Origin of the sequence: Serratia sp. JSRIV004, assembly GCF_019968705.1 — a bacterium.
GTDB lineage: Bacteria > Pseudomonadota > Gammaproteobacteria > Enterobacterales > Enterobacteriaceae > Chania > Chania fonticola_B.
In genome coordinates, this window is the sequence record NZ_CP074140.1 from 353,543 (window position 1) to 374,055 (window position 20,513).

The 20,513-nt window shown below is 56.7% G+C and carries 18 protein-coding genes; 10 read left to right on the forward strand and 8 right to left on the reverse strand.

The window, feature by feature from the left end:
• Positions 1 to 83: 83 nt before the first annotated feature.
• Positions 84 to 1,040 carry an AEC family transporter gene (locus KGP21_RS01545; RefSeq protein WP_223536994.1) on the forward strand — a complete coding sequence of 319 codons (957 nt, stop codon included), beginning with the start codon at positions 84 to 86 and terminating at the stop codon, positions 1,038 to 1,040.
• Here KGP21_RS01545 and KGP21_RS01550 read toward each other — a convergent pair.
• Positions 1,021 to 1,374 (reverse strand): hypothetical protein, encoded by a 354-nt coding sequence (locus KGP21_RS01550; protein WP_223536997.1) that lies wholly within the window; start codon positions 1,372 to 1,374, stop codon positions 1,021 to 1,023. The two genes, KGP21_RS01545 and KGP21_RS01550, sit on opposite strands and share 20 nt — an antisense overlap.
• A gap of 158 nt (positions 1,375 to 1,532) precedes the next feature.
• On the opposite strand from KGP21_RS01550, the gene KGP21_RS01555 reads away from it, so the two are divergent.
• Positions 1,533 to 2,396 carry a carboxylate/amino acid/amine transporter gene (locus KGP21_RS01555; protein WP_071681810.1) on the forward strand — a complete coding sequence of 288 codons (864 nt, stop codon included), beginning with the start codon at positions 1,533 to 1,535 and terminating at the stop codon, positions 2,394 to 2,396.
• On the opposite strand, the gene metR is transcribed toward KGP21_RS01555, so the two are convergent.
• Positions 2,393 to 3,343, reverse strand: a complete 951-nt coding sequence (metR, locus tag KGP21_RS01560) for an HTH-type transcriptional regulator MetR (protein WP_021807976.1) — start codon at positions 3,341 to 3,343, stop codon at positions 2,393 to 2,395. The two genes, KGP21_RS01555 and metR, sit on opposite strands and share 4 nt — an antisense overlap.
• Before the next feature lie 105 nt (positions 3,344 to 3,448).
• Here metR and metE point away from each other — a divergent pair, with 105 nt between their 5' ends.
• Both metE and KGP21_RS01570 read left to right on the forward strand, forming a co-directional pair.
• Positions 3,449 to 5,725, forward strand: a complete 2,277-nt coding sequence (gene metE / locus KGP21_RS01565; protein WP_223536999.1) for a 5-methyltetrahydropteroyltriglutamate--homocysteine S-methyltransferase — start codon at positions 3,449 to 3,451, stop codon at positions 5,723 to 5,725.
• A gap of 125 nt (positions 5,726 to 5,850) precedes the next feature.
• The gene (locus KGP21_RS01570; protein ID WP_094983290.1) at positions 5,851 to 6,738 is read left to right on the forward strand and encodes an AraC family transcriptional regulator; all 888 of its coding nucleotides are present in this window, start codon (positions 5,851 to 5,853) and stop codon (positions 6,736 to 6,738) included.
• A 475-nt stretch (positions 6,739 to 7,213) separates the two neighbouring features.
• Here the strand turns inward: KGP21_RS01570 and KGP21_RS01575 are convergent, their stop codons facing one another.
• The 5 genes from KGP21_RS01575 to KGP21_RS01595 form a co-directional block, all read right to left on the reverse strand.
• Positions 7,214 to 7,558 (reverse strand): PTS fructose-like transporter subunit IIB, encoded by a 345-nt coding sequence (locus KGP21_RS01575; protein ID WP_021807973.1) that lies wholly within the window; start codon positions 7,556 to 7,558, stop codon positions 7,214 to 7,216.
• 21 nt (positions 7,559 to 7,579) lie between these two features.
• Positions 7,580 to 8,476 carry a [formate-C-acetyltransferase]-activating enzyme gene (locus tag KGP21_RS01580; RefSeq protein ID WP_223537001.1) on the reverse strand — a complete coding sequence of 299 codons (897 nt, stop codon included), beginning with the start codon at positions 8,474 to 8,476 and terminating at the stop codon, positions 7,580 to 7,582.
• Positions 8,442 to 10,739 carry a formate C-acetyltransferase gene (locus KGP21_RS01585; protein WP_166733873.1) on the reverse strand — a complete coding sequence of 766 codons (2,298 nt, stop codon included), beginning with the start codon at positions 10,737 to 10,739 and terminating at the stop codon, positions 8,442 to 8,444. Before KGP21_RS01585 ends, KGP21_RS01580 begins: the two co-directional genes overlap by 35 nt.
• A gap of 66 nt (positions 10,740 to 10,805) precedes the next feature.
• Complete coding sequence (locus KGP21_RS01590; RefSeq protein WP_021181481.1) at positions 10,806 to 11,126, reverse strand: PTS fructose-like transporter subunit IIB; 321 nt, start codon at positions 11,124 to 11,126, stop codon at positions 10,806 to 10,808.
• A gap of 74 nt (positions 11,127 to 11,200) precedes the next feature.
• Positions 11,201 to 12,277 carry a PTS fructose transporter subunit EIIC gene (locus KGP21_RS01595; RefSeq protein WP_223537003.1) on the reverse strand — a complete coding sequence of 359 codons (1,077 nt, stop codon included), beginning with the start codon at positions 12,275 to 12,277 and terminating at the stop codon, positions 11,201 to 11,203.
• Between the two features lie 361 nt (positions 12,278 to 12,638).
• Between KGP21_RS01595 and ptsP the strand changes: the two genes are divergently transcribed.
• Together ptsP and fsa are read left to right on the forward strand one after the other, a co-directional pair.
• Entirely contained in the window at positions 12,639 to 15,140 is a 2,502-nt protein-coding gene (gene ptsP / locus KGP21_RS01600; RefSeq protein ID WP_223537005.1) for a phosphoenolpyruvate--protein phosphotransferase, read from the forward strand.
• Between the two features lie 51 nt (positions 15,141 to 15,191).
• Entirely contained in the window at positions 15,192 to 15,857 is a 666-nt protein-coding gene (gene fsa, locus KGP21_RS01605) for a fructose-6-phosphate aldolase (RefSeq protein WP_021807968.1), read from the forward strand.
• Positions 15,858 to 15,945: 88 nt separating this feature from the next.
• Here fsa and KGP21_RS01610 read toward each other — a convergent pair whose 3' ends face one another.
• Positions 15,946 to 16,773, reverse strand: coding sequence for a dienelactone hydrolase family protein (locus KGP21_RS01610; RefSeq protein ID WP_223500678.1), 828 nt, complete (start codon positions 16,771 to 16,773; stop codon positions 15,946 to 15,948).
• A gap of 302 nt (positions 16,774 to 17,075) precedes the next feature.
• Between KGP21_RS01610 and udp the strand changes: the two genes are divergently transcribed.
• The 4 genes from udp (at position 17,076) to KGP21_RS01630 (ending at position 20,462) form a co-directional block, all read left to right on the forward strand.
• Positions 17,076 to 17,837 carry a uridine phosphorylase gene (udp, locus tag KGP21_RS01615; protein WP_021807966.1) on the forward strand — a complete coding sequence of 254 codons (762 nt, stop codon included), beginning with the start codon at positions 17,076 to 17,078 and terminating at the stop codon, positions 17,835 to 17,837.
• A 151-nt stretch (positions 17,838 to 17,988) separates the two neighbouring features.
• The gene (locus tag KGP21_RS01620) at positions 17,989 to 18,771 is read left to right on the forward strand and encodes a tyrosine-protein phosphatase (protein ID WP_179251089.1); all 783 of its coding nucleotides are present in this window, start codon (positions 17,989 to 17,991) and stop codon (positions 18,769 to 18,771) included.
• Positions 18,772 to 18,857: 86 nt separating this feature from the next.
• Positions 18,858 to 19,388, forward strand: coding sequence for a DedA family protein (locus KGP21_RS01625; protein ID WP_024485458.1), 531 nt, complete (start codon positions 18,858 to 18,860; stop codon positions 19,386 to 19,388).
• A 285-nt stretch (positions 19,389 to 19,673) separates the two neighbouring features.
• The gene (locus KGP21_RS01630; RefSeq protein ID WP_371824835.1) at positions 19,674 to 20,462 is read left to right on the forward strand and encodes a histidine phosphatase family protein; all 789 of its coding nucleotides are present in this window, start codon (positions 19,674 to 19,676) and stop codon (positions 20,460 to 20,462) included.
• The last annotated feature ends 51 nt before the right edge of the window (positions 20,463 to 20,513 follow it).

The window sequence follows — 20,513 nt, forward strand, 5'->3', positions numbered from 1 at the left end:
GTTAGGGTGAGGGCCATTCACTTTGACTAAACCAGAACATAGCGACGTCAGCCCGTTGCCGCCGCGCCATCGGAAGGGATGCGATGCCTGCCTTTATTGTTTCGCTGTGGCACCAGATAGTGCTGTCTTTGCCGTTATTTGTGCTGATCGTGCTGGGATATGGCCTTATCCGCTGGGGAAAGTGGCCATCTGCCATCACCGATGGCCTGACCCGCTTTGTGTTTTCCCTCGCCCTGCCTGCCATGTTGTTTCGCATGATGTGCGATTTCTCGCAACGTCCAGCAGTGGATGCCCGCCTGCTGATCGCCTTCTTCGGCAGTTGCCTGATCGTCTTCGTAATCGGCCGCATTGCCGCACGGCGGATCTTCAAGCTGGACGGCGTTTCGGGGTCGGTATTCGCTCTGGGCGGCATTTTCTCCAATAACGTCATGCTTGGCCTGCCGATCGCCACGGTGATGCTGGGAGAGGAGGCCATCCCATCAGTGGCTCTGGTGCTGGTATTCAACGGCCTGATTCTGTGGACGTTGGTGACCATCTCCATCGAATGGGCGCGCAATGGCTCCCCCACGCTGCAAGGCTTTATCAAAACGGCGCGCAGCGTACTGACCAATCCGCTGATTATCGGCATCCTGTCTGGCACGCTGTTCAGCCTGACCGGCCTGCCACTGCCGGTGTTTGTCGATCAACCGGTTAGCATGCTGGGCCAGGTAGCGGCTCCGTTGTCGCTGGTGGTGCTCGGTATGGGGCTGGCGGAATACCGTATCAGCGAAGGCTGGCAACTGAGCAGCGCCATCTGCTTTCTCAAGCTGATCGTCCAGCCGATGGTGGTCTGGCTGCTGGCTTGGTCAATGGATTTACCCCCAATGGAGACCCGTGTGGTGGTACTGCTGGGCTCCATGGCGGTGGGGGTGAACGTCTACCTGATGTCACGGCAATTTAACGTTCTAACGGGCCCTGCCGCTACCAGCCTGGTGATGTCCACCGCGCTGGCGGCGATCACCACCCCGTTAATCCTCACTATTATGGGGGTAAGGGTGTAGCCGGGAGCGGCGCCTGCGGTATTACCGGAGCTGTCTGGTTAAAGGGATTAACCGGCTGATTGCCGTTTTGCAGCATCTTGCCAGTGGTCATCTGTGGCTGCATCGGGTTGTTGTTGCCGTTATAGGGCAGCATTTTGGGCTGGTTGGTCTGGAGCGGATAACCCTGCTGTTGGCGCTGTTCCATCTGCTGATTGTTCAGCATGCGCTGCTGCTGTGCCTGCTGGTCGCGCTGGTTAAGAAACTGCTGTTGCTGGCTGAGCGTAGTGACCCCGTTTTCCGCCGCAGCCAGCCAAGGTAGCCACAGCAGGGCGGTGATAATAAGGTGACGTTTCATGGTGTATCTCCGTTTATTCTCTGAGTATTAAGCCTAACGCAGCCAGAAAAAATTGCTCGTTAGTTTGTTTATTGCTCACACGTCAACCGCCTTTTCCCCCCGTTGTTTTCCACCTTCCGCTACAATCGCCCTTTCGGATCTTTTAGGGTGAACTTGTCGTGCTGCTTCTGGTTATTACCACCATTTTATGGGCATTTTCTTTTAGCCTGATCGGCGAATACCTGGCAGGCAATGTCGACAGCTGGTTCTCGGTGCTGATGCGCGTTGGGCTGGCTGCGCTGGTGTTTCTGCCGTTCCTGCGCTGGCGCAACATCAAGCTGAAAGTGATCCTGCTGTATATGCTGGTGGGTGCCTTCCAGCTTGGTATCATGTATCTGATTAGCTTCCGTGCTTTTCTCTATCTGACCGTGTCGGAATTCCTGCTGTTTACGGTGCTGACGCCGCTGTACATCACGCTGATTTACGATCTGATCAGCGGCCGCCGTCTGCGTTGGGGCTATCTGTTCAGCGCATTGCTGGCCGTGCTGGGGGCGGCGATTATCCGCTACCACCAACTGAGCGATCACTTCTGGTGGGGGCTGCTGCTGGTGCAGGCGGCGAATATCAGTTTCGCCATCGGCATGGTGGGTTACAAACGCCTGATGGAAGTGCACCCGCTGCCGCAGCATACGGCATTTTCCTGGTTCTATCTGGGTGCGGCGGCAGTAGCGGTGGTCGCCTGGTTCCTGTGGGGTAATCCGAACCAACTGCCAACCACCAACCTGCAATGGGGCATTTTGGTTTGGCTGGGCGTGGTGGCTTCCGGATTGGGCTACTTTATGTGGAACTACGGGGCAACGCAGGTGGATGCTGGTACGTTGGGCATCATGAACAATATGCATGTGCCCGCGGGCCTGCTGGTTAATTTTGCTGTTTGGCATCAGCAGCCGCACTGGGCCAGCTTTATTGTCGGTGGCTCGGTGATTGTCGCCTCGCTATGGGTACATCGCCGCTGGGTCGCACCGAAAGCGGCTGGTCGCTAGCTTAAAGACGCTAAGGATTTGGTGTCTGGCAGGCTGCCCATCGGCCGGGCGGCATCACGCACGAACGGCAGATGCTCGCAGGCGTGCTGACGTGCCGAGCGGATAAAGGCTTCGGTGACCGTTTGGCGCTGCTCACCGTCGCGGGTAGCGGCATACAAGCGGCTCCACAGGCCATCCCCGAGCGTCTTGGTGACGACCAGCCCCTGGCGCTCAAAACTCTCCACCACCCAGTGCGGTAACGCGGCGATCCCCATCCGGGCCGACACCATTTGAATCAATAACAGCGTGTTATCGACGTTTTTCAGCGCCGGGCTGACGCCTGCCGGCTGCAGGAAATGACGCCAGATGTCCAGCCGTTGGCGCTGCACCGGGTAGATCATCAGCACTTCATCACTCAGGTCTGCCGGTTCAATGTGCGGCTTATTGGCCAACGGATGATCGGGAGCGAGGATCAGCCGGACTTCAAAGTCGAACATCGGCGAATAGTGCAGCCCGCTGCGCGGCAGAATGTCAGAGGTCAGCACCAGATCCAGCTCACCTTGTTGCAGGGCTGGTTGCGGATCGAACGTCACGCCGGATTTGAAATCCATCACCACCTGCGGGAAATAGGAGCGGAAGTTGTCCAACGCCGGCGTCAGCCACTGAATACAGCTGTGGCATTCGATGGCGATGCGCAGCGTGGTTTGATGCGGTTCGTGGCAGGCCTGCAGCGCCTGTTGGATCTGCGGCAATACCTGCTCTGCCAGCTGTAGCAGGATCTCCCCCTGAGCGGTAAAGCGCAGCGGCTGGCTTTTACGAACAAACAGCTTAAAGCCCAGACGCTGCTCCAGATCGCTGAACTGATGCGAAAGGGCAGACTGTGTCTGATGAAGCTGTGCGGCGGCGGCGGCTAGGGAGCCGGTATTACGCAGAGCCTGTAGGGTCCGTAAGTGTTTCAGTTCGATCATGAGAGTCCTTCACAGTGACAGTGAAAATATTGCGCTTGTGGATCATACAGTACCTGCGGATTATGGATGTGTAAACATCTGGACGGCTAAATGGGAAATATGACGATGACAATTCTAAATCACACACTGGGTTTTCCACGCGTTGGTCTGCGTCGTGAACTGAAAAAAGCGCAGGAAAGTTACTGGGCAGGTAATTCAACACAGGAAGAGCTGTTGGCGGTTGGCCGCGAGCTGCGCGCTCGTCACTGGCAACAACAACAGCAGGCCGGGGTGGATTTGGTGCCGGTTGGCGATTTCGCCTGGTACGATCACGTGCTGACCACCAGCCTGCTGCTGGGCAACGTCCCGGCGCGTCACCAAAATAAAGATGGCTCGATCGATCTCGATACCCTGTTCCGTATTGGCCGTGGCCGCGCCCCCACCGGTGAACCTGCGGCAGCGGCGGAAATGACCAAATGGTTTAACACCAACTATCACTACATGGTGCCTGAGTTTACTCAAGGCCAGCAGTTCAAACTGGGCTGGACTCAACTGCTGGATGAAGTTGACGAAGCGTTGGCGCTGGGCCACAAAATCAAGCCGGTGCTTTTGGGCCCGGTAACCTATCTGTGGCTGGGCAAGGTGAAGGGCGAGCAGTTCGACCGCCTGTCACTGCTGAACGATATCCTGCCGGTCTACCAGCAAGTGCTGGCGGAGCTGGCCAAACGCGGCATCGAGTGGGTACAGATCGACGAACCTGCGCTGGTGCTGGAACTGCCTAAAGCCTGGTTGGAGGCCTTCAAACCGGCTTATACCGCGCTGCAAGGCCAGGTCAAACTGCTGCTGACCACCTATTTCGACAGCATTGGCCATAACCTCGACACCATCCGCGAACTGCCGGTGCAGGGGCTGCATGTGGATCTGGTCGCAGGCAAAGATGATGCTGCTGCCCTGAACAACGCATTGCCGAAAGAGTGGGTGCTGTCGCTTGGGGTGAACAATGGCCGTAACGTCTGGCGTGCTGATGTGAGCAGTTGGTTTGAACGCCTGCAGCCGCTGGTTGGTAGCCGCCCGCTGTGGATCGGCACCTCGTGCTCGCTGCTGCACAGCCCGATCGATCTGAGCGTGGAAAGCCGCCTGGACGAAGAAGTGAAAAGCTGGTTCGCCTTTGCGCTGCAAAAATGCGCCGAACTGGCGCTGTTGAGCTCAGCTCTGAATGCACCAGGGGCAGATAAACAAGCCAAACTGGATGCCTACAGCGCACCAATCCGCGCCCGCCGCCAATCCAGCCGTGTGCATAATGCGCAGGTGGAGCAACGCCTGGCGGCCATCACTGCCAAAGACAGCGAACGTCAGCGCCCTTATGAACAACGTGCTCAGGCTCAGCGCGATCGCTTCAACCTGCCAGCCTGGCCAACCACCACCATCGGCTCCTTCCCTCAGACCACCGAAATCCGCGGCCTGCGCCTGGAATTCAAGCAGGGTCGTCTGGATGGGAGTAACTACCGCACCAGCATCGGCGAACATATCAAGCAGGCCATCGCCGAGCAGGAACGCCTGGGGCTGGACGTGCTGGTACACGGCGAAGCCGAGCGTAACGACATGGTGGAATACTTCGGCGAAAACCTGGACGGCTTCGTGTTCACCCAAAACGGTTGGGTACAGAGCTACGGTTCCCGCTGCGTGAAACCACCGGTGATTATTGGCGATATCAGCCGCCCGGAAGCCATCACCGTAGAGTGGGCCAAGTTTGCCCAGTCGCTGACCGACAAGCCGGTAAAAGGCATGTTGACCGGCCCGGTGACCATTCTTTGCTGGTCCTTCCCGCGTGAAGATGTGAGCCGTGAAGTGATCGCCAAACAGATTGCGTTGGCGCTGCGTGATGAAGTGGAAGACTTGGAGAAGGCCGGTATCGGTATTATCCAGATCGACGAGCCTGCTCTGCGCGAAGGCCTGCCGTTGCGCCAGTCCGATTGGGCCGCGTACCTCGACTGGGCGGTGGATGCCTTCAAACTGAACGCCGCCGTGGCGCAGGATGATACCCAGATCCACACCCACATGTGTTATTGCGAGTTCAACGACATCATGGATTCTATCGCGGCGCTGGATGCCGATGTGATCACCATCGAAACCTCTCGTTCCGATATGGATCTGCTGGAAGCGTTCAAAGAGTTCGACTATCCAAATGAAATCGGGCCGGGCGTTTACGACATCCACTCGCCGAACGTGCCAAGCGTGGAATGGATCGAAGCGCTGCTGCGTAAAGCGGCACAGAATATCCCGGCGGAACGCCTGTGGGTGAACCCGGACTGCGGCCTGAAAACCCGTGGCTGGCCAGAAACCCGCCAGTCGCTGGCCAACATGGTGTTAGCGGCTCAGCGTCTGCGCGACCAGGTGGTCTGATCCAAAAACGATATTTTACTCAAGGGCGCTTTGGCGCCCTTTTCTTGTTCTACTCCCGCGTTTTCCTCGCCGCTATTGGTTATTATCAAGTCTCGTTGTTCACTTGGTTTGAAGGATTATTCCCGATGAAACACCCGCTGGTGGCCGTGTTGGCTCCGCTGCTCGATGACGGGCAGGGGATCCGGCAGGTTTATTTTGCCGGTAACCAACATCCGGCCCCGGAGCTGGCTTATCAGGTAGGCTTTCCACGCCTTGAGCTGGTGGTGGACGGGGAGCAGGAAATGGAGTGGGAGGGCAGCCAGGGAGTGCGGCAACAACAGATACTGCTGCCGGGGGATGTGCTGTTTGTCCCGGCGCAAGGCTGGAACAGCCCGCGCTGGCAGCAACCTACAACCACGCTCAGCCTGTTGTTTGGCAAGCAGCAACTCGGCTATAGCCTGCTGGGCTGGGATGGGGAAAACACGCTGCCGCTGGGTAAGGATAACGTGGCGCGCCGTGGCCCGCGTGTGGGGTCGTTCATGTTGCAGGCGCTTAACGAACTCTCCTGGCATCAGAGCGATCAGCCTACCGCGCGTTTCCTGGTAAAGGGCTTGCTGAGCCATGCGCTCGATCTGTTTGGCACCTCGGTGAGAACCGCCTCGCGCAGCCAGGCGCTGTTTGATGCGGTGCGGGGTCACCTGGAGGAACATTATCGTGAGCCGCTTACCCGCGAGTCGGTGGCCCAGGCGTTTTATATCTCACCGAATTACCTTTCTCATCTGTTCCAGAAGGCCGGTGGCATCGGGTTTAACGAATATCTTAATCACGTGCGGCTGGAGCAGGCGAAGCACCTGCTCAAACGCTATGACATGAAGGTGAAAGAGGTGGCGCACGCCTGCGGGTTTGTCGACAGTAACTATTTCTGCCGCCTGTTTCGCAAGAACACCGAACGTTCCCCGTCGGAGTATCGCGGTCAATACCACAGTGAACTGGGCCCCTCACCCCAACCCTCTCCCACAGGGAGAGGGAGCTGATAGCCCTTGCTCTTTTGCAAGTAAAGAGCCCATATCAGCGAACGCGATCGTCCCGTCATCCAAGGTGAAAAACTATAATTTCAGAGATACTCGATCGGTCCCCTCTCCTTGTGGAGAGTGTGAGGGAGCTGATCGGCGTCGTGATCAGGTGTGGGAGTTAATCTGTAACAAAGCAGTTATTTTCGCAGGGATGTGCCGTTTGGGTCCCTTATTTACCCCCCATCCAAGATGAGTCACTGCAATTTCAAGCACACTCGATCGGTCCCCTCTCCTTGTGGAGAGTGTGAGGGAGCTGATCGGCGTCGTGATCAGGTGTGGGAGTTAATCTGTAACAAAGCAGTTATTTTCGCAGGGATGTGCCGTTTGGGTCCCTTATTTACCCCCCATCCAAGATGAGTCACTACAATTTCAAGCACACTCGATCGGTTCCCTCTCCTTGGGGAGAGGGTTAGGGTGAGGGGGGCTAACACCGTAGTTAAACTACGCGGATATGCGTTTCCTGGGGCGAAGCGGCTGCCTTGCGTACCGCACTGAGCGCCTTCTCCGGCGTGCGCAGAAAGGTGTTGATGCCGATCTGCACGCAGCGGTGGTGCTCAAAACGCTCACTTTCCGCCAGCAGAATATCGCTGATCAACAGCACCACGTCGGCCTGGGCAAGATCGTCCGCCGTCAGCGAATTTTCAATCCCCAATGCACCCTGGGTTTCTACTTTGACCGGCCATTTCTCCTGCGCGCACAGTTTTTCCAGCCGCTCGGCAGCCATGTAGGTATGGGCGACCCCGCTGATACAGGCCGTTACCGCTACGAGTTTTATCGTCATGTCAGCCCCTTTTTCTGCTGTTCAACCGCCAATGATCACCCGGTAACCCGCCTGTTGCGCCATCGCCTGTAAGGGAGCGATCTGTAGTTCCGTTGGGGCCGCTACGCCGCGCATGACATATTCGCGCCCCAGCAGGCTATATTTCGCCTCGCCGTACTGATGAAAAGGCAGCAGATGGATCTCTTGTAGCCCAAAAGGCGCCAGGAATGCCAGCACCTGCGCCATATTCTCCGTGCTCAAAGTGTAGCCGGGTATTAACGGCAGGCGCGGGATCAGGTTAACTCCGCGCTTCACCAGCGCAGTAAAGTTTGCCAGCACCCGTGGCAGATTGATGTTCAACTGATTTTTGGCGGCCTCGGCATCCATGATTTTCAGGTCGAACAGGATTTGATTGCAGTATTCTGCCAGGGCCAGCACCTGGGCCTGCGAGGCATCTCCGGCGGTTTCGACGGCGGTATTGATGCCCAACACTTGCAAGCGCTGCAACAGTTGGGTGGCAAACTCGGCTTGCATCAGTACTTCGCCACCGGAAAGCGTCACCCCGCCGCCGGAGGTGCGATAAAACACCTCATCCTTGAGGATTTGCTGTAACAGCGCCTCCAGCGTGATGTTTTGCCCGATCAGTTCCATCGCTCCGCTTGGGCACTCCTGTGCGTCGTTCAGGCAGGGTTGGCATCGCAGGCATTTGGCCTCGCGCCGCACGCGATGGATCTTGCCGGACATCGACTCCGGGTTGGCACACCAAGGGCAGCTATGTGGGCAGCCTTTGAAAAACACCACGGTGCGGATACCGTGGCCGTCGTTCAGTGAATAACGCTGAATATTGAAGATCCGGGCCTGTGGCTCTGCGGGCGTCGCCCGGGAAAACCCGGGCGTGATCAGGTTACAGTTGATGCGCTGTACGGCGGATGATGTCATCCTGGATCTCCTTCGACAGCTCCACGAAGAATGCGCTATAGCCGGCAACACGCACCACCAGCCCGGCGAAGTCCTGTGGCCTGGCCTGCGCTTCCTTCAGCGTTTCGGCATTCACCACGTTGAACTGCACGTGTTGTAGCTTGAGCTTGGTAAAGGCCCCGAGGAAATCAGCCAGTTTATTCAGCCCTTGCTGACCTTCCAGCGTACTTGGGGTGAATTTTACGTTTAGCAGCGTACCGTTGGAGAGCAGGTAGTTATCCAGCTTGCTCACCGATTTCAGCACCGCCGTCGGCCCCTGGCCATCCTGGCCGAGCATTGGCGAAAGCCCGCCGTCCGCCAATTGTTCCCCTGCATAGCGCCCGTCTGGTGTGGCTCCCACCACCGCCCCCAATGGCACGTGGGCAGAAACGGTATAAGATCCGGGGGTAAATTGACCGCCGCGCGGGTTACGGTACTGTTCCACCTCTTTGCAGTAAAATCGCAGCAGATCGGCACTGATCAGGTCAACTTCGTCGATATCATTGCCGTATTTGTCGAAGCGGTTGATCAACCGTGCGCGGATCTTTTCCCCTTCCGGCGTGGCGAAGTTGGCCTTCAGCGTGGCCAGTAGCTCATCAAAGCTCAGGCGCTGTTGATCGAACACCAGGCCTTTCAGGGCAAACAGCGAATCGCTCAGGTTGGCGATGCCGATACCTTGTACCCCGGAGAAGTTGTAGCGTGCGCCGCCTTCGGTGATGTCTTTGCCGTTTTGCAGGCAGTCATCGATAAAGGAAGACAGCAGCGGCACCGGTGCCCAGTCGCGGTGGCCGATATCGCAGATGTTGCTGCCTTCGGCCATCAGCCGGACGTAATGACGGATCTTTTCGCGAATGTGATCCAGCAACTGCGGATAGGTGAGGCTGGCGTTGCCTTCGTTATCCAGCAGCGTCAACTCCATCACTTTCAGCAGGTTGAACATGGCAATGTCGTGCAGGCCGTAGGTGCGCCCTGGGATCGACAGCTCAACACAGCCCACCACCGCATAATCACGCGCATCTTCCAGTGAGACGCCACGGTTCAGGAACGCTGGCACCACCACCTCATCGTTAAAGATTTGCGGAATACCGGTGCCGAGGCGGATGGTTTCGGCGGTTTTCAGCAGGAATGGCCGATCGATGAACTCATTGACCCGCACGCCCAGGTTCGGCTGCGGCAGGCGGATATTCTGGTAGGCATCCAGGCACAGGAAAGACAGCACGTTGACCGCGCTGCGGCCGGTTTCCGTCAGGCCGCCCAGCAAGATGGTATAGCCGGTAGGGAACCCTGCGAAATAACGAGCACTGGAAGTAGAGCGCAGCAGCACGATGTCGTTGCATTTCACCCACAGGCTTTCCAGCAGCTCCTTCAGGAAGGCCGGATCCTGCCCCTGATTGAGGGAGGCTTGATAAAATGGCAGCATGTACTGATCGAAACGGCCCAGCGACAGGGAGCTGGCGTTGGATTCATACTGCAAAATGATGTTCATATACCAGAACAGCTGACACGCCTGGTAGAAATCCTGCGGCTTGTGGTGGGCGTTGTGGCTGGAGATCTCGGCGATGCGCAGCAGCTCGGCGTGACGAGTCTCATCGCTGCATTGCTCCGCCATTTGGCGTGCCAGGCTGGCATAGCGCAGGATATGGCGCTGTGAGGCATGTAACAACAATAGTGCGGCAGCATAAAATGCGTTGTCTGGCTGCTGATCCGCATGGCTTTGCAGTTCGGCTAGCAGGCTATCCAGGCCGTTATTCAGCAGGCGCGGATAATCGATGATGATATGCCCCTGGCCCTTATCTGTCTGGTTGACGCTGAAAATCTGGGTCTGGGTAGCGGTTTTAACCTCCTCTGACATCTGGCCGTTGATGAAATCCTTCATCGAACGTTTTTCCCAGTAGGGGTAAAGCTGCTCGCGATACACCTGCTTGTCCGCTTCGGAAATGGCAAAGCGATCCTGCGGACGGGTTGGGAAAGCATCCAGTTCTTTCAGCAGCCAGTAAGGGTCCATCTCTGGCGACACGATCCCGGCCCGCGGCTTCACCGTACGGTTACCGGCAATCAGTTCATCTTCCCGCAGGGTGATTGCCACGTGATCGAGAATATAGGCGGTTGCCTTGGCACGGCGGATGATGGTGGGTTCTCCCTCGGTCTGCCGGTGGCTGGCGGTATAGAGCAGTGCGCGTTCGAGTGAAATTTCACGCGGGGCGGAGAACAGGGCGGCTTTTAGACGTTCGATCCGGGAGATCATCACATTTTCCTTTTGTGCGGTAATGGGGCGGGAAAACCCGGCACGTGTGCCGGGCTGGCTGAGCGGTTAAGCCTTTTGCGCTAAATGGGCGGCAATCTTCTCCATGATGGCATCGGCTCGTTTTACCGCGTCGCTGATGGCCACGCGTACCACGGTTTTCCCTTTAAAACGTTCTTCAAACTTGATGCCGATATCCTTGGTCAGGATCACCACGTCGGCGGCTGCCACGTCTTCGGCCGTCAGTTCGTTTTCCAGGCCGATGGAGCCTTGGGTTTCCACCTTGCACTGCCAGCCTTGGGCTTTGGCGGAACGCTCGATGGCCTCGGCAGCCATGTAGGTGTGGGCAACGCCAGATGGACAAGCGGTTACAGCGATAATCATGGTCATGGAAAACTCCTCAAAATGGTATGCGTGTCTTGCAAGCTGCACTGTGATTAGCGGCAGCTTGCAGGCGTATTTATTCAGTTAATTTCGAAATTCAAGTCCAGATCATCCTGGGCGACTTTAGTAGCCTGTTTCTTGGCAGCACAGCTTTTCAGCAGGTTAACCAGCAGGGCGGTGACCACCATGCCCACCAGCAGCGCGGCTACGTAGCCCAGCTTGCCTTCAACGACTGGCAGCACAATCAGACCACCCCAACCGGCGTAGCACTGTGCACCCACCAACGCGGCCGTCACGGCGGCGCAGGCAGAACCAATCATGATGGAGGGGATCACGCGCAGCGGATCGGCAGCGGCGAACGGGATAGCCCCTTCGGTAACGCCGACGCAGCCCATCAGCAGTGCAGCTTTACCCGCTTCGCGCTCTTCTGGGGTGTAGTATTTGCGGCCAATCAGCGTGGCGAATCCCAGGCCGAGCGGTGGGGTGGCGATGGCAACGGCCGCGATGGCGACCACCGAATACACGCCCTGAGCGACGCAGATCAGCATAAAGGCGTAGGCCACCTTGTTAACCGGGCCGCCCATGTCAAACGCCAACATCAGGCCCATGATGATGGCCAGCACGACGATGCTGCCCTGCTGCATACCTTGCAGCCAGTGGGTCAGGCCGTTGGTCAGCGCGCCAACCGGTTCACCCAGGCCCCACATCATGATGCCTGCGGTAAGCAGGGTGCCGATGATTGGGATCACGAAGATCGGCATCACCGAGCGCAGGATCTTCGGCACCGGGATCTTCTTGAGATAGAACACGATAATGCCGCCCAGCAGGCCAGCGATGATCGCCCCGAAGAAACCAGCCCCGAAGGATGCGCCTACCCAGGCCCCAATCGCCGAGGGAGCCAGCGCGGAGCGATCCGAGATGGAGTAGCCGATATAGGCCGCCAGGAAAGGCACCATCAACGTCAATCCGGCCACGCCGATATCAAACAGTTTTTTCAGGTTAGGGTCCGTCGCCGCATCGGGGGCAGCCCCTTTGCCATACAGCATCACGGAGATAGCCAGCAAAATGCCGCCGGCGACCACAAACGGGATCATATGGGAGACGCCGGTCATCAAGTGCTGGCGTGTGTTTCTTAGAATATTGAGTAGCTCTTTCATCGTTCACTCCCTGGCCGCAACCAGCGTGCTTCTGAGATAAAACCACCGGGGAATGACCCCTGATGGATAAAGGTTGTTGGCTATCACAATAGGCATCTGGCGGAACTATCAACAGTGGATAAAATTGCCATTTACTGGATTTTTGTATTGTCAGGAGAAAAGTGCGATCTAACTCAAAGTGTGCGACAGAATAAACCGGGCTTGTGGCAACGGGCTTTGTGAGCGGCATCGCATTTATGCCGTCAGGATACATTTGTCCAGTGTTTGACATTTTTATCCGATAGCCCTGGGCCGCGCTGCGCTTTTATCCTTGTGGCAAACCGGTGTTGTTCACCGCTGCTTTTGGTATGAGGAAAGAGTGATGGCGAAAATTGTGACGTTTACCTGCGCGCTGCCCAACGGGGTACATGCCCGCCCAGCCAGCCATATCGAAACCCTGTGCAACGGTTTCCGTTCCCGCTTTGAATGGCACAACTCGCGTAGCGGCCTGCGTGGCGACGGCAAAAGCGTGTTGTCACTGATCGGTACCGATACTTTGCTGGGTGATGAATGCCGCATCACCATCGAAGGGGAAGATGAACAGGCGGCATTTGAGCGCCTGAGCCAGTTTATCCAACATGAATTCCCGCACTGCGACGAAGCGTTGCCACAGGTGAATGACCAGGCAGAGCAGGAGCCAATCCCGCAGTCTTTGGCTAACCTGAACCCAACGCTGGTACGCGCTCGCTCCGTCAACCAAGGCACCGCCAATGGCAAACTGGTGCATCTGGCGCGGGTAGATTTAAACGCCCTGATGTTGCCGCCTACGCAATCTGTTGAACAGGAGCAGCAGCAGTTGGCCGAAGGGGTGACGCGCTTCGGCAAGGCGTTGGATCTGCAACTGATGGGCGGTAACGGCACCACCACGGCGGTGCTGGAAGCGCATCGCTCCTTGCTACGTGACGGCGCATTCCGCCAGCACCTGCTTGATGGCGTGTTGGCAGGGGAAAGTTGTGCCGCTGCCATTGTGGCCACTGCAGCCCACTTCAGCCAGCAACTGGCACAGTCTGCCAGTGCCTATCTGCGCGAGCGCGAACTGGATATTCGTGATGTCAGCTTCCAGCTGTTACAGCAAATTTATGGCGAGCAGCGCTTCCCGGCGCAGCAGGCGCTGAGCGTTGACAGTATCTGCATCACCGATGAACTGACCCCGAGCCAATTCCTGGAGCTGGACAAGCGTTATTTGAAAGGCCTGTTGCTGGGCAGCGGTGGCAGCACCTCACATACGGTGATCCTGGCGCGCTCCTTTAACATTCCAACCCTGGTTGGCGTTGATGCCGCTGCAATGCTGCCATATTTGAATCAATCGGTGCAGATCGACGGCGATCTTGGGCTGGTGGCCTGCGATCTCAGCGAACCGGTTCGTCGTTACTATCAGCAGGAACAGTGGCTGAGCGAGCAGATCCGCAGCCAGCAAAGCGCCTATCTCGATCAACCGGGGCGTACGGCCGACGGTGTGCGGATGGAAGTTGCCGCCAATATCGCCCATGCGGTAGAAGCGGAGGCGGCCTTCAGCAACGGTGCAGAGGCAGTAGGCCTGTTCCGTACCGAAATGCTGTATATGGATCGCCTGACAGCGCCTTCCGAAGATGAGCTTTACAACATTTACTGCCAGGCAGTGGAAGCCGCAGCAGGCAAGACGATCATCGTGCGTACCATGGATATCGGCGGCGACAAGCCGGTGGATTATCTGAACATCCCGGCCGAAAACAACCCGTTCCTCGGTTACCGGGCGGTGCGTATCTATCAGGAATTCCTGCCGCTGTTCCGCACCCAGCTACGCTCGATCCTGCGTGCTTCGGCACACGGTCCGCTGAAGATCATGATCCCGATGATCTCCTCAATGGAAGAGATCCTGTGGGTGAAGGATCAACTGGCCGAAATGAAGCAATCGCTGCGTGCCGGGCAGATCCCGTTCGACGAAAAAATTCCGCTCGGCATCATGCTGGAAGTGCCTTCGGTGCTGTTTATCATCGACCAGTGCTGTGAGGAGATCGACTTCTTCAGTATCGGCAGCAACGATCTGACGCAGTACCTGCTGGCGGTGGATCGTGATAATGCCAAGGTCATCAAGCACTACAACAGCCTGAACCCGGCGTTCCTGCGTGGGTTGGATCATGCGGTGCGTGAAGTGCACCGACATGGCAAATGGATCGGCCTGTGTGGCGAGCTGGGGGCGAAAGGTTCGGTGTTGCCACTGCTGGTGGGTATGGGGCTGGATGAGATCAGCATGAGCGCGCCTTCCATTGCCGCCACCAAAACCCGCCTGGCCAAGCTGGACAGCCGCGAATGCCGTTTGCTGCTCAACCGGGCCATGGCCTGCCGTACTTCGCTGGAAGTGGAACACCTGCTGGCCCAGTTCCGTATGGAGCAAAGCGATGCGCCGCTGATCACGCCGGAATGCATTGCCCTGGGGGCAGATTGGCGCAGCAAAGAAGAGGTGATCAAAGGGATGGCAGATAACCTGCTGCTGGCCGGGCGTTGCCGTTACCCCCGTAATCTTGCCGCCGATTTGTGGGCGCGTGAGGCGGTATTCTCCACCGGCCTGGGCTTTGGCTTTGCCATTCCGCATACCAAATCTGAACATATTGAACAGTCCACCATCAGCGTGGCCAAGCTGGCGCAGCCGGTTGTTTGGGGCGATGAAGAGGCGCAGTTCGTGATCATGCTGACCCTTAATAAACATGCCGCCGGCGACCAGCATATGCGTATTTTCTCCAAGCTGGCGCGGCGCATCATGCATGAAGGTTTCCGTGACGCACTGGTAAACGCAGTGTCTGCCCAACAGGTAGAAGCGTTGCTGAAACAAGAGCTTGAACTGTAATCCATTTTTGGGCGCTGCGGCGCCCTTCATTTTTAGCCTTGAGGAGCAACTATGGAACTCTATCTGGATACTGCCGACATCAATGCGGTGAAACGTTTGGCACGTGTGTTGCCGTTGCAAGGGGTGACAACTAACCCGAGCATTGTGGCAGCGTCACGCACGTCGCTATGGGAAGTGCTGCCCGCTTTACGCGATATCATCGGTGGTGAAGGGAAGCTGTTTGCCCAGGTGATGGCGACCACGGCCGAGCAGATGGTTGAAGAGGCGGTCATGCTTCACCAGCGCGTTCCTGGCGTGGTGGTGAAAGTACCGGTGACGAGTGAAGGGCTGGCCGCGATCAAAATCCTGCAAGGCTTGGCTGTTCCAACGCTGGGGACGGCAGTGTATGGGGCAGCACAGGGGCTGCTTTCTGCCTTGGCAGGGGCGAAGTATGTGGCACCTTACGTCAACCGCGTGGATGCCCAGGGTGGCAATGGCATTGCTACCGTGCAGGAGTTACAGCACTTGTTAGAACTGCACGCCCCGCAGGCCAAGGTGCTGGCCGCCAGCTTCAAGACTCCACGTCAGGCACTGGAGTGCCTGTTGGCAGGTTGTGAAGCTATTACCTTACCGGTCGATGTCGCAGAGCAGTTTATCAGCGCCCCGGCGGTGCAGGCGGCGGTTGAGAAGTTCGAGCACGATTGGCACGGTGCGTTCGGCACTTTGTCACTGAGCTAAGTTAGTTGCTTAACTGACAAGCATCAGGGGCACTTGCTGCCCCTGAAACTGCTGATATTTCCCTCCTAACTCGACATATTGCGCCCGTCTATTTCACCCCATGCTGGCTGAACCAGGCCAACATGCGCTGCCAACCGTCGGCGGAAGCCTCCGCGTTATAGCTTGGCCGGTAATCGGCGTGGAAAGCATGACCCGCTTCTGGATAAACCACGATTTCCGCATCGGCATTGGCTGCTCGGATCGCCTTGCGCATGGTTTCCACCGTTTCCTGCGGAATGCTGCCATCCTGGCCACCGTATAGCCCAAGTACCGGCGTCGAAAGATCGATCGCTATATCAACCGGATGCTTCGGCGAATTCAAGGTTTTCTCCCCCACCAGCTTGCCGTACCAGGCCACTGCCGCTTTCAGCTGCGGATTATGCGCGGCATACAGCCAGGTGATGCGACCGCCCCAGCAGAAACCAGTGATCGCCAACTTGCCGGCATCGCCGCCGTGGCGCGTTGCCCAATGCGCAGCGTGATCCAGATCGGCCAATACCTGGCTGTCTGGCACCTTGCTGACCAGCTTTTGCATCAGCTCGCTGATTTCGCTGTACTCTCTGGCATCGCCTTGGCGGAAATAGAGTTCTGGAGCGATAGCCAGATAACCCTGCTTGGCCAGGCGGCGGCACAGATCCTGAATGTGCTCATGCACGCCAAAGATTTCCTGCACGACCAGCACAATGGGGAACGGCCCTTGATGATGGGCCGGTTTGGCGATATAGGCTGGCAGATCGTCCCCCTGCGAAGGGATGGTGGTTTCCCCCACGTGTATATCCTGCACATCGGTCAGAATGGTTGAGGTGGCCAACGGTGCTACGGCCGGGGTAAATCCCCCGTTGGCCTGTTTTAACGTCATTTGTTGTTCTGTTTTCATTGATTGCAGGCTCCATGCGTTAGAGAAAAAGCGCGGCAGTTAACTATAGGCAGATTAGCGCTTATTAGCATCGCATGGCGAATTTTCGCGCAGGATAGCAATGGCCGCTCAGGCAGCAAGTTGGTATAAACTGAATGGAGATTAAGCGTGTTAGGGTTTTTTGTGTGATATTAATCACAAAAATAATGTAGATGAATTTCTGTTTCTTTATTCAAGGTGATGAGCATCACGAAATTTAACAGCGATTGTCAGTAGAATCTCTGTTTGTTCCTCCCAAAAACCGTATCCATGAGGAGTCCCCCATGTCTCAGTCTGACGTTTTCCACCTCGGTCTCACTAAAAATGATCTGCAAGGCGCTACATTGGCCATCGTCCCTGGCGATCCGCAGCGTGTTGAGAAAATTGCCAAGCTGATGGAAAACCCGGTTCATCTGGCTTCCCACCGCGAATTTACCTCTTGGCGTGCAGAACTGGATGGCAAGGCAGTGATCGTATGCTCAACCGGTATCGGTGGCCCGTCTACCTCGATCGCCGTTGAAGAGTTGGCACAGCTGGGTATCCGTACCTTCCTGCGTATCGGCACGACCGGTGCCATTCAGGCCAATATCAACGTGGGCGACGTGCTGGTGACAACCGCTGCTGTGCGCCTCGACGGTGCCAGCTTGCACTTTGCCCCAATGGAATTCCCGGCAGTGGCAGACTTTGCCTGTACCACTGCGCTGGTTGAAGCCGCCAAGGCTAGCGGTGCTACCACGCATATCGGCGTGACCGCCTCTTCCGATACCTTCTACCCAGGCCAGGAACGTTACGACACCTATTCCGGCCGTGTGGTCAGCCGCTTTAAAGGCTCAATGGAAGAGTGGCAGGCGATGGGCGTGATGAACTATGAAATGGAATCCGCCACTCTGCTGACCATGTGCGCCAGTCAGGGCCTGCGTGCGGGGATGGTTGCCGGTGTGATCGTTAACCGCACCCAGCAAGAGATCCCGAATGCGGAAACCATGAAGAAGACTGAAAGCCAGGCGGTGCAAATCGTCGTTGAGGCTGCTCGCCGTCTGCTGTAATCCCCGTTAAAAGCGGGCCGTTTGACGGCCCGTTTCTCCTTCTGTTACGGTTACCCCCTCTGTGTCATGCTGCTGGCCTGCTGCTGCTGGGGTCTTGCCATTGCTGGCCGTATGGCAGCTAATCTCAAGACAATCAACATAAAGGACGTCTATGACCGCTCAGATCCTGCTCCATCCTTCACTTGCGCCGCTAGACGGTGGCATCAACTTCCGCGATTTAGGCGGCAACAGCGTGGCCGATGGCCGCCGCATCAAACGCGGGCTGCTGTTTCGTTCCGGCGCTCTGGATCGCTTGAGCGAAAACGACTGTAGCTACCTGGCTCAGATGCCAATGCGCTCGGTGCTGGATTACCGCGACTTCGACGAAGTGCAGGCAAAACCTGACGTGCTATGGTCGGGAGCCGATTATTACCATGTGCCGGCCAACCCGCTCAGCAGCGAAGTGAATGCCAACCTTGAAAAACTCACCGACGAAACGCTGGCCAAGTTTGATGCCCGGGCCTTTATGCTGGAGCTGTACCGCCGCCTGCCGTTCAATAACGCCGCCTATCGCCAACTGGCGCAGCTGCTGGCTCAGCCTGAAGGCGGTGCGATTGTGCAGCACTGTGCGGTAGGCAAAGACCGTACCGGAGTTGGTTCGGCGATGGTACTGCTGGCGCTGGGTGCGGATGAGGCTACGGTAATGGAAGATTATCTGCTGACGGAAACCACGCTGGCGAGCTACCGTGAACATATGCTGGATCAGATCTCCAGCCGCCTGAACGACGCCTCGGTGGCGCAGTTTGCCTATGTGCTCAGTGCACGTGAAGAGTTCCTGGCGACCGCGTTGGGCTGCATTCATGAGCAATACGGTTCCACCAACCGTTGGTTGGAGGCCGAATATGGGTTGGGGCAAAGCCAGCTCGAGACGTTGCAGGCGCTCTATCTGGAATAACGGCACCATGTTTAACCAGGGTTTAACTAGTGAGGAAGGAGGCTGCGTATCCTTGAGGTCGGATCCGTTCTCAAAAGGAGCAGGTTATGAACCTCAATGACGTGATTAACTGGGTTAGCGAAACAGTGCGCCAGCATGAAGCCTGGGCGATCCCGATCGTCTTCTTCCTGGCGTTTGGTGAGTCGCTGGCCTTCCTCTCGTTGTTGTTGCCTGCCACGGTTATTCTGCTGGGGTTGGGGGCGTTGATTGGCGAGAGCGGCATTGCCTTCTGGCCGATCTGGGCGGCGGCGGCCGCCGGTGCCTTCTTTGGTGACTGGCTCTCCTATTGGGTCGGTTATCACTATCAGGGGCGTGTAGCCCATATGTGGCCGCTGTCACGCAATCCGCAGCTGTTGGTGCGTGGCCATGCGTTTTTTGAGCGCTGGGGCGTGCTGGGCATCTTCTTTGGGCGCTTCTTCGGGCCGTTGCGCGCCGTAGTACCGCTGGTGGGGGGCATTTGTGCCATGCCGCAAACCGCGTTCCAGATCGCCAATGTGGCCTCGGCAATGGTCTGGGCCTTCGGCATCCTGGCGCCAGGCGCCTTTGGTATCAAATGGTTTACCCAGTGGATGGCATGAACCGGCGCCTTGCCAAATAACCTCATATTTTAATTATTCAGCGCACAGTGAGAATTCGATCACGAATTTATCCTTAACCGGCGTTTTTTAATTCCCTTATTTTTTTAACGGTGTTACTTTCCCAATAAGTGGATTGTTACTGTGAATAAACAGGCAAAACCCAAACCCGTTGACGAACCAATGTCATGGGTTTGGGTTTTTTTTCGCCCTTATTTTGGCAAATGATCTGCCGATGATTAAAAAAATTAACCTATAGACGTTATTTTGTTCACTAAGGAAAGATTTATGAAAATTAAAACCTGGCTACTGGCCTCCGTACTTGCCGTTTCCTCTGCTGCAGCCTTCAACGTAACCGCCGCGCAAAGCGACAGCGTCGATATCTATTTTGCCCGCCACGGTAAAACACTGCTCAATACCTACGATCGCGTGCAGGGCTGGGCTGACTCACCACTGACACCGGCCGGGATCGAAACCGCGCGCTATCTGGGGGCCGGGTTGAAGGAGATCCCTTTCGATAGCTTCTACACCAGTGACGCTGGCCGCCAGCGTGAAACGATGCAGGTGATCCTCAAGGAAATGGGGAAGCCGGACGCTAAGGTCACGGAACTGACCGACCTGCGCGAAATGTTCTTCGGCGGTTTTGAAGGACGCGCTAACGCAGAGATGGCCGACGCTGCTGCCAAGAAGCTGGGCCTGGCCTCTGGTGCCGAGATGTTCAAGCAAATGGGCGAAGGCAAGATCAGCCTGATCCCGATGGTGGATGCCATCACGCAAAGCGATGATAAGCAAGAGGCGGAAAGCGCGCAGCAGGTCAAAACCCGTATGCAACGAGCCTTGCATACCATGGTGCAGAATGCGGTGAAGAACGGGGATAAAAACATCCTGGCGGTCTCTTCCGGGCTCTCGATGCAGATGATGATTTCCGATATGACCGATAATCCGAACAAAAATAAGCCACTGACTAATGCGGCCGTCGTCAAGATGACTTATAAAGACGGAAAATATACCGTAACCGATATTGGCGATATGACTTATGTCGCTAAAGGGAAAACGTTACTAAATAAAGCACCTTGATTATTACCTAATAAAAATAACCCACCCTTTTGGCTCGGGGATATTATCTGG

Coding starts and splice junctions, on each gene's coding strand:
- KGP21_RS01620 (WP_179251089.1), top strand. CDS start 17,989: ATGACCGCTCAGATCCTGCTCCATCCTTCACTTGCGCCGCTAGACGGT.
- metE (WP_223536999.1), top strand. CDS start 3,449: ATGACAATTCTAAATCACACACTGGGTTTTCCACGCGTTGGTCTGCGT.
- KGP21_RS01590 (WP_021181481.1), bottom strand. CDS start 11,126: ATGACCATGATTATCGCTGTAACCGCTTGTCCATCTGGCGTTGCCCAC.
- KGP21_RS01585 (WP_166733873.1), bottom strand. CDS start 10,739: ATGATCTCCCGGATCGAACGTCTAAAAGCCGCCCTGTTCTCCGCCCCG.
- KGP21_RS01575 (WP_021807973.1), bottom strand. CDS start 7,558: ATGACGATAAAACTCGTAGCGGTAACGGCCTGTATCAGCGGGGTCGCC.
- KGP21_RS01610 (WP_223500678.1), bottom strand. CDS start 16,773: ATGAAAACAGAACAACAAATGACGTTAAAACAGGCCAACGGGGGATTT.
- KGP21_RS01595 (WP_223537003.1), bottom strand. CDS start 12,277: ATGAAAGAGCTACTCAATATTCTAAGAAACACACGCCAGCACTTGATG.
- metR (WP_021807976.1), bottom strand. CDS start 3,343: ATGATCGAACTGAAACACTTACGGACCCTACAGGCTCTGCGTAATACC.
- KGP21_RS01630 (WP_371824835.1), top strand. CDS start 19,674: ATGAAAATTAAAACCTGGCTACTGGCCTCCGTACTTGCCGTTTCCTCT.
- KGP21_RS01625 (WP_024485458.1), top strand. CDS start 18,858: ATGAACCTCAATGACGTGATTAACTGGGTTAGCGAAACAGTGCGCCAG.
- KGP21_RS01580 (WP_223537001.1), bottom strand. CDS start 8,476: ATGACATCATCCGCCGTACAGCGCATCAACTGTAACCTGATCACGCCC.
- KGP21_RS01570 (WP_094983290.1), top strand. CDS start 5,851: ATGAAACACCCGCTGGTGGCCGTGTTGGCTCCGCTGCTCGATGACGGG.
- KGP21_RS01545 (WP_223536994.1), top strand. CDS start 84: ATGCCTGCCTTTATTGTTTCGCTGTGGCACCAGATAGTGCTGTCTTTG.
- KGP21_RS01550 (WP_223536997.1), bottom strand. CDS start 1,374: ATGAAACGTCACCTTATTATCACCGCCCTGCTGTGGCTACCTTGGCTG.
- fsa (WP_021807968.1), top strand. CDS start 15,192: ATGGAACTCTATCTGGATACTGCCGACATCAATGCGGTGAAACGTTTG.
- udp (WP_021807966.1), top strand. CDS start 17,076: ATGTCTCAGTCTGACGTTTTCCACCTCGGTCTCACTAAAAATGATCTG.
- ptsP (WP_223537005.1), top strand. CDS start 12,639: ATGGCGAAAATTGTGACGTTTACCTGCGCGCTGCCCAACGGGGTACAT.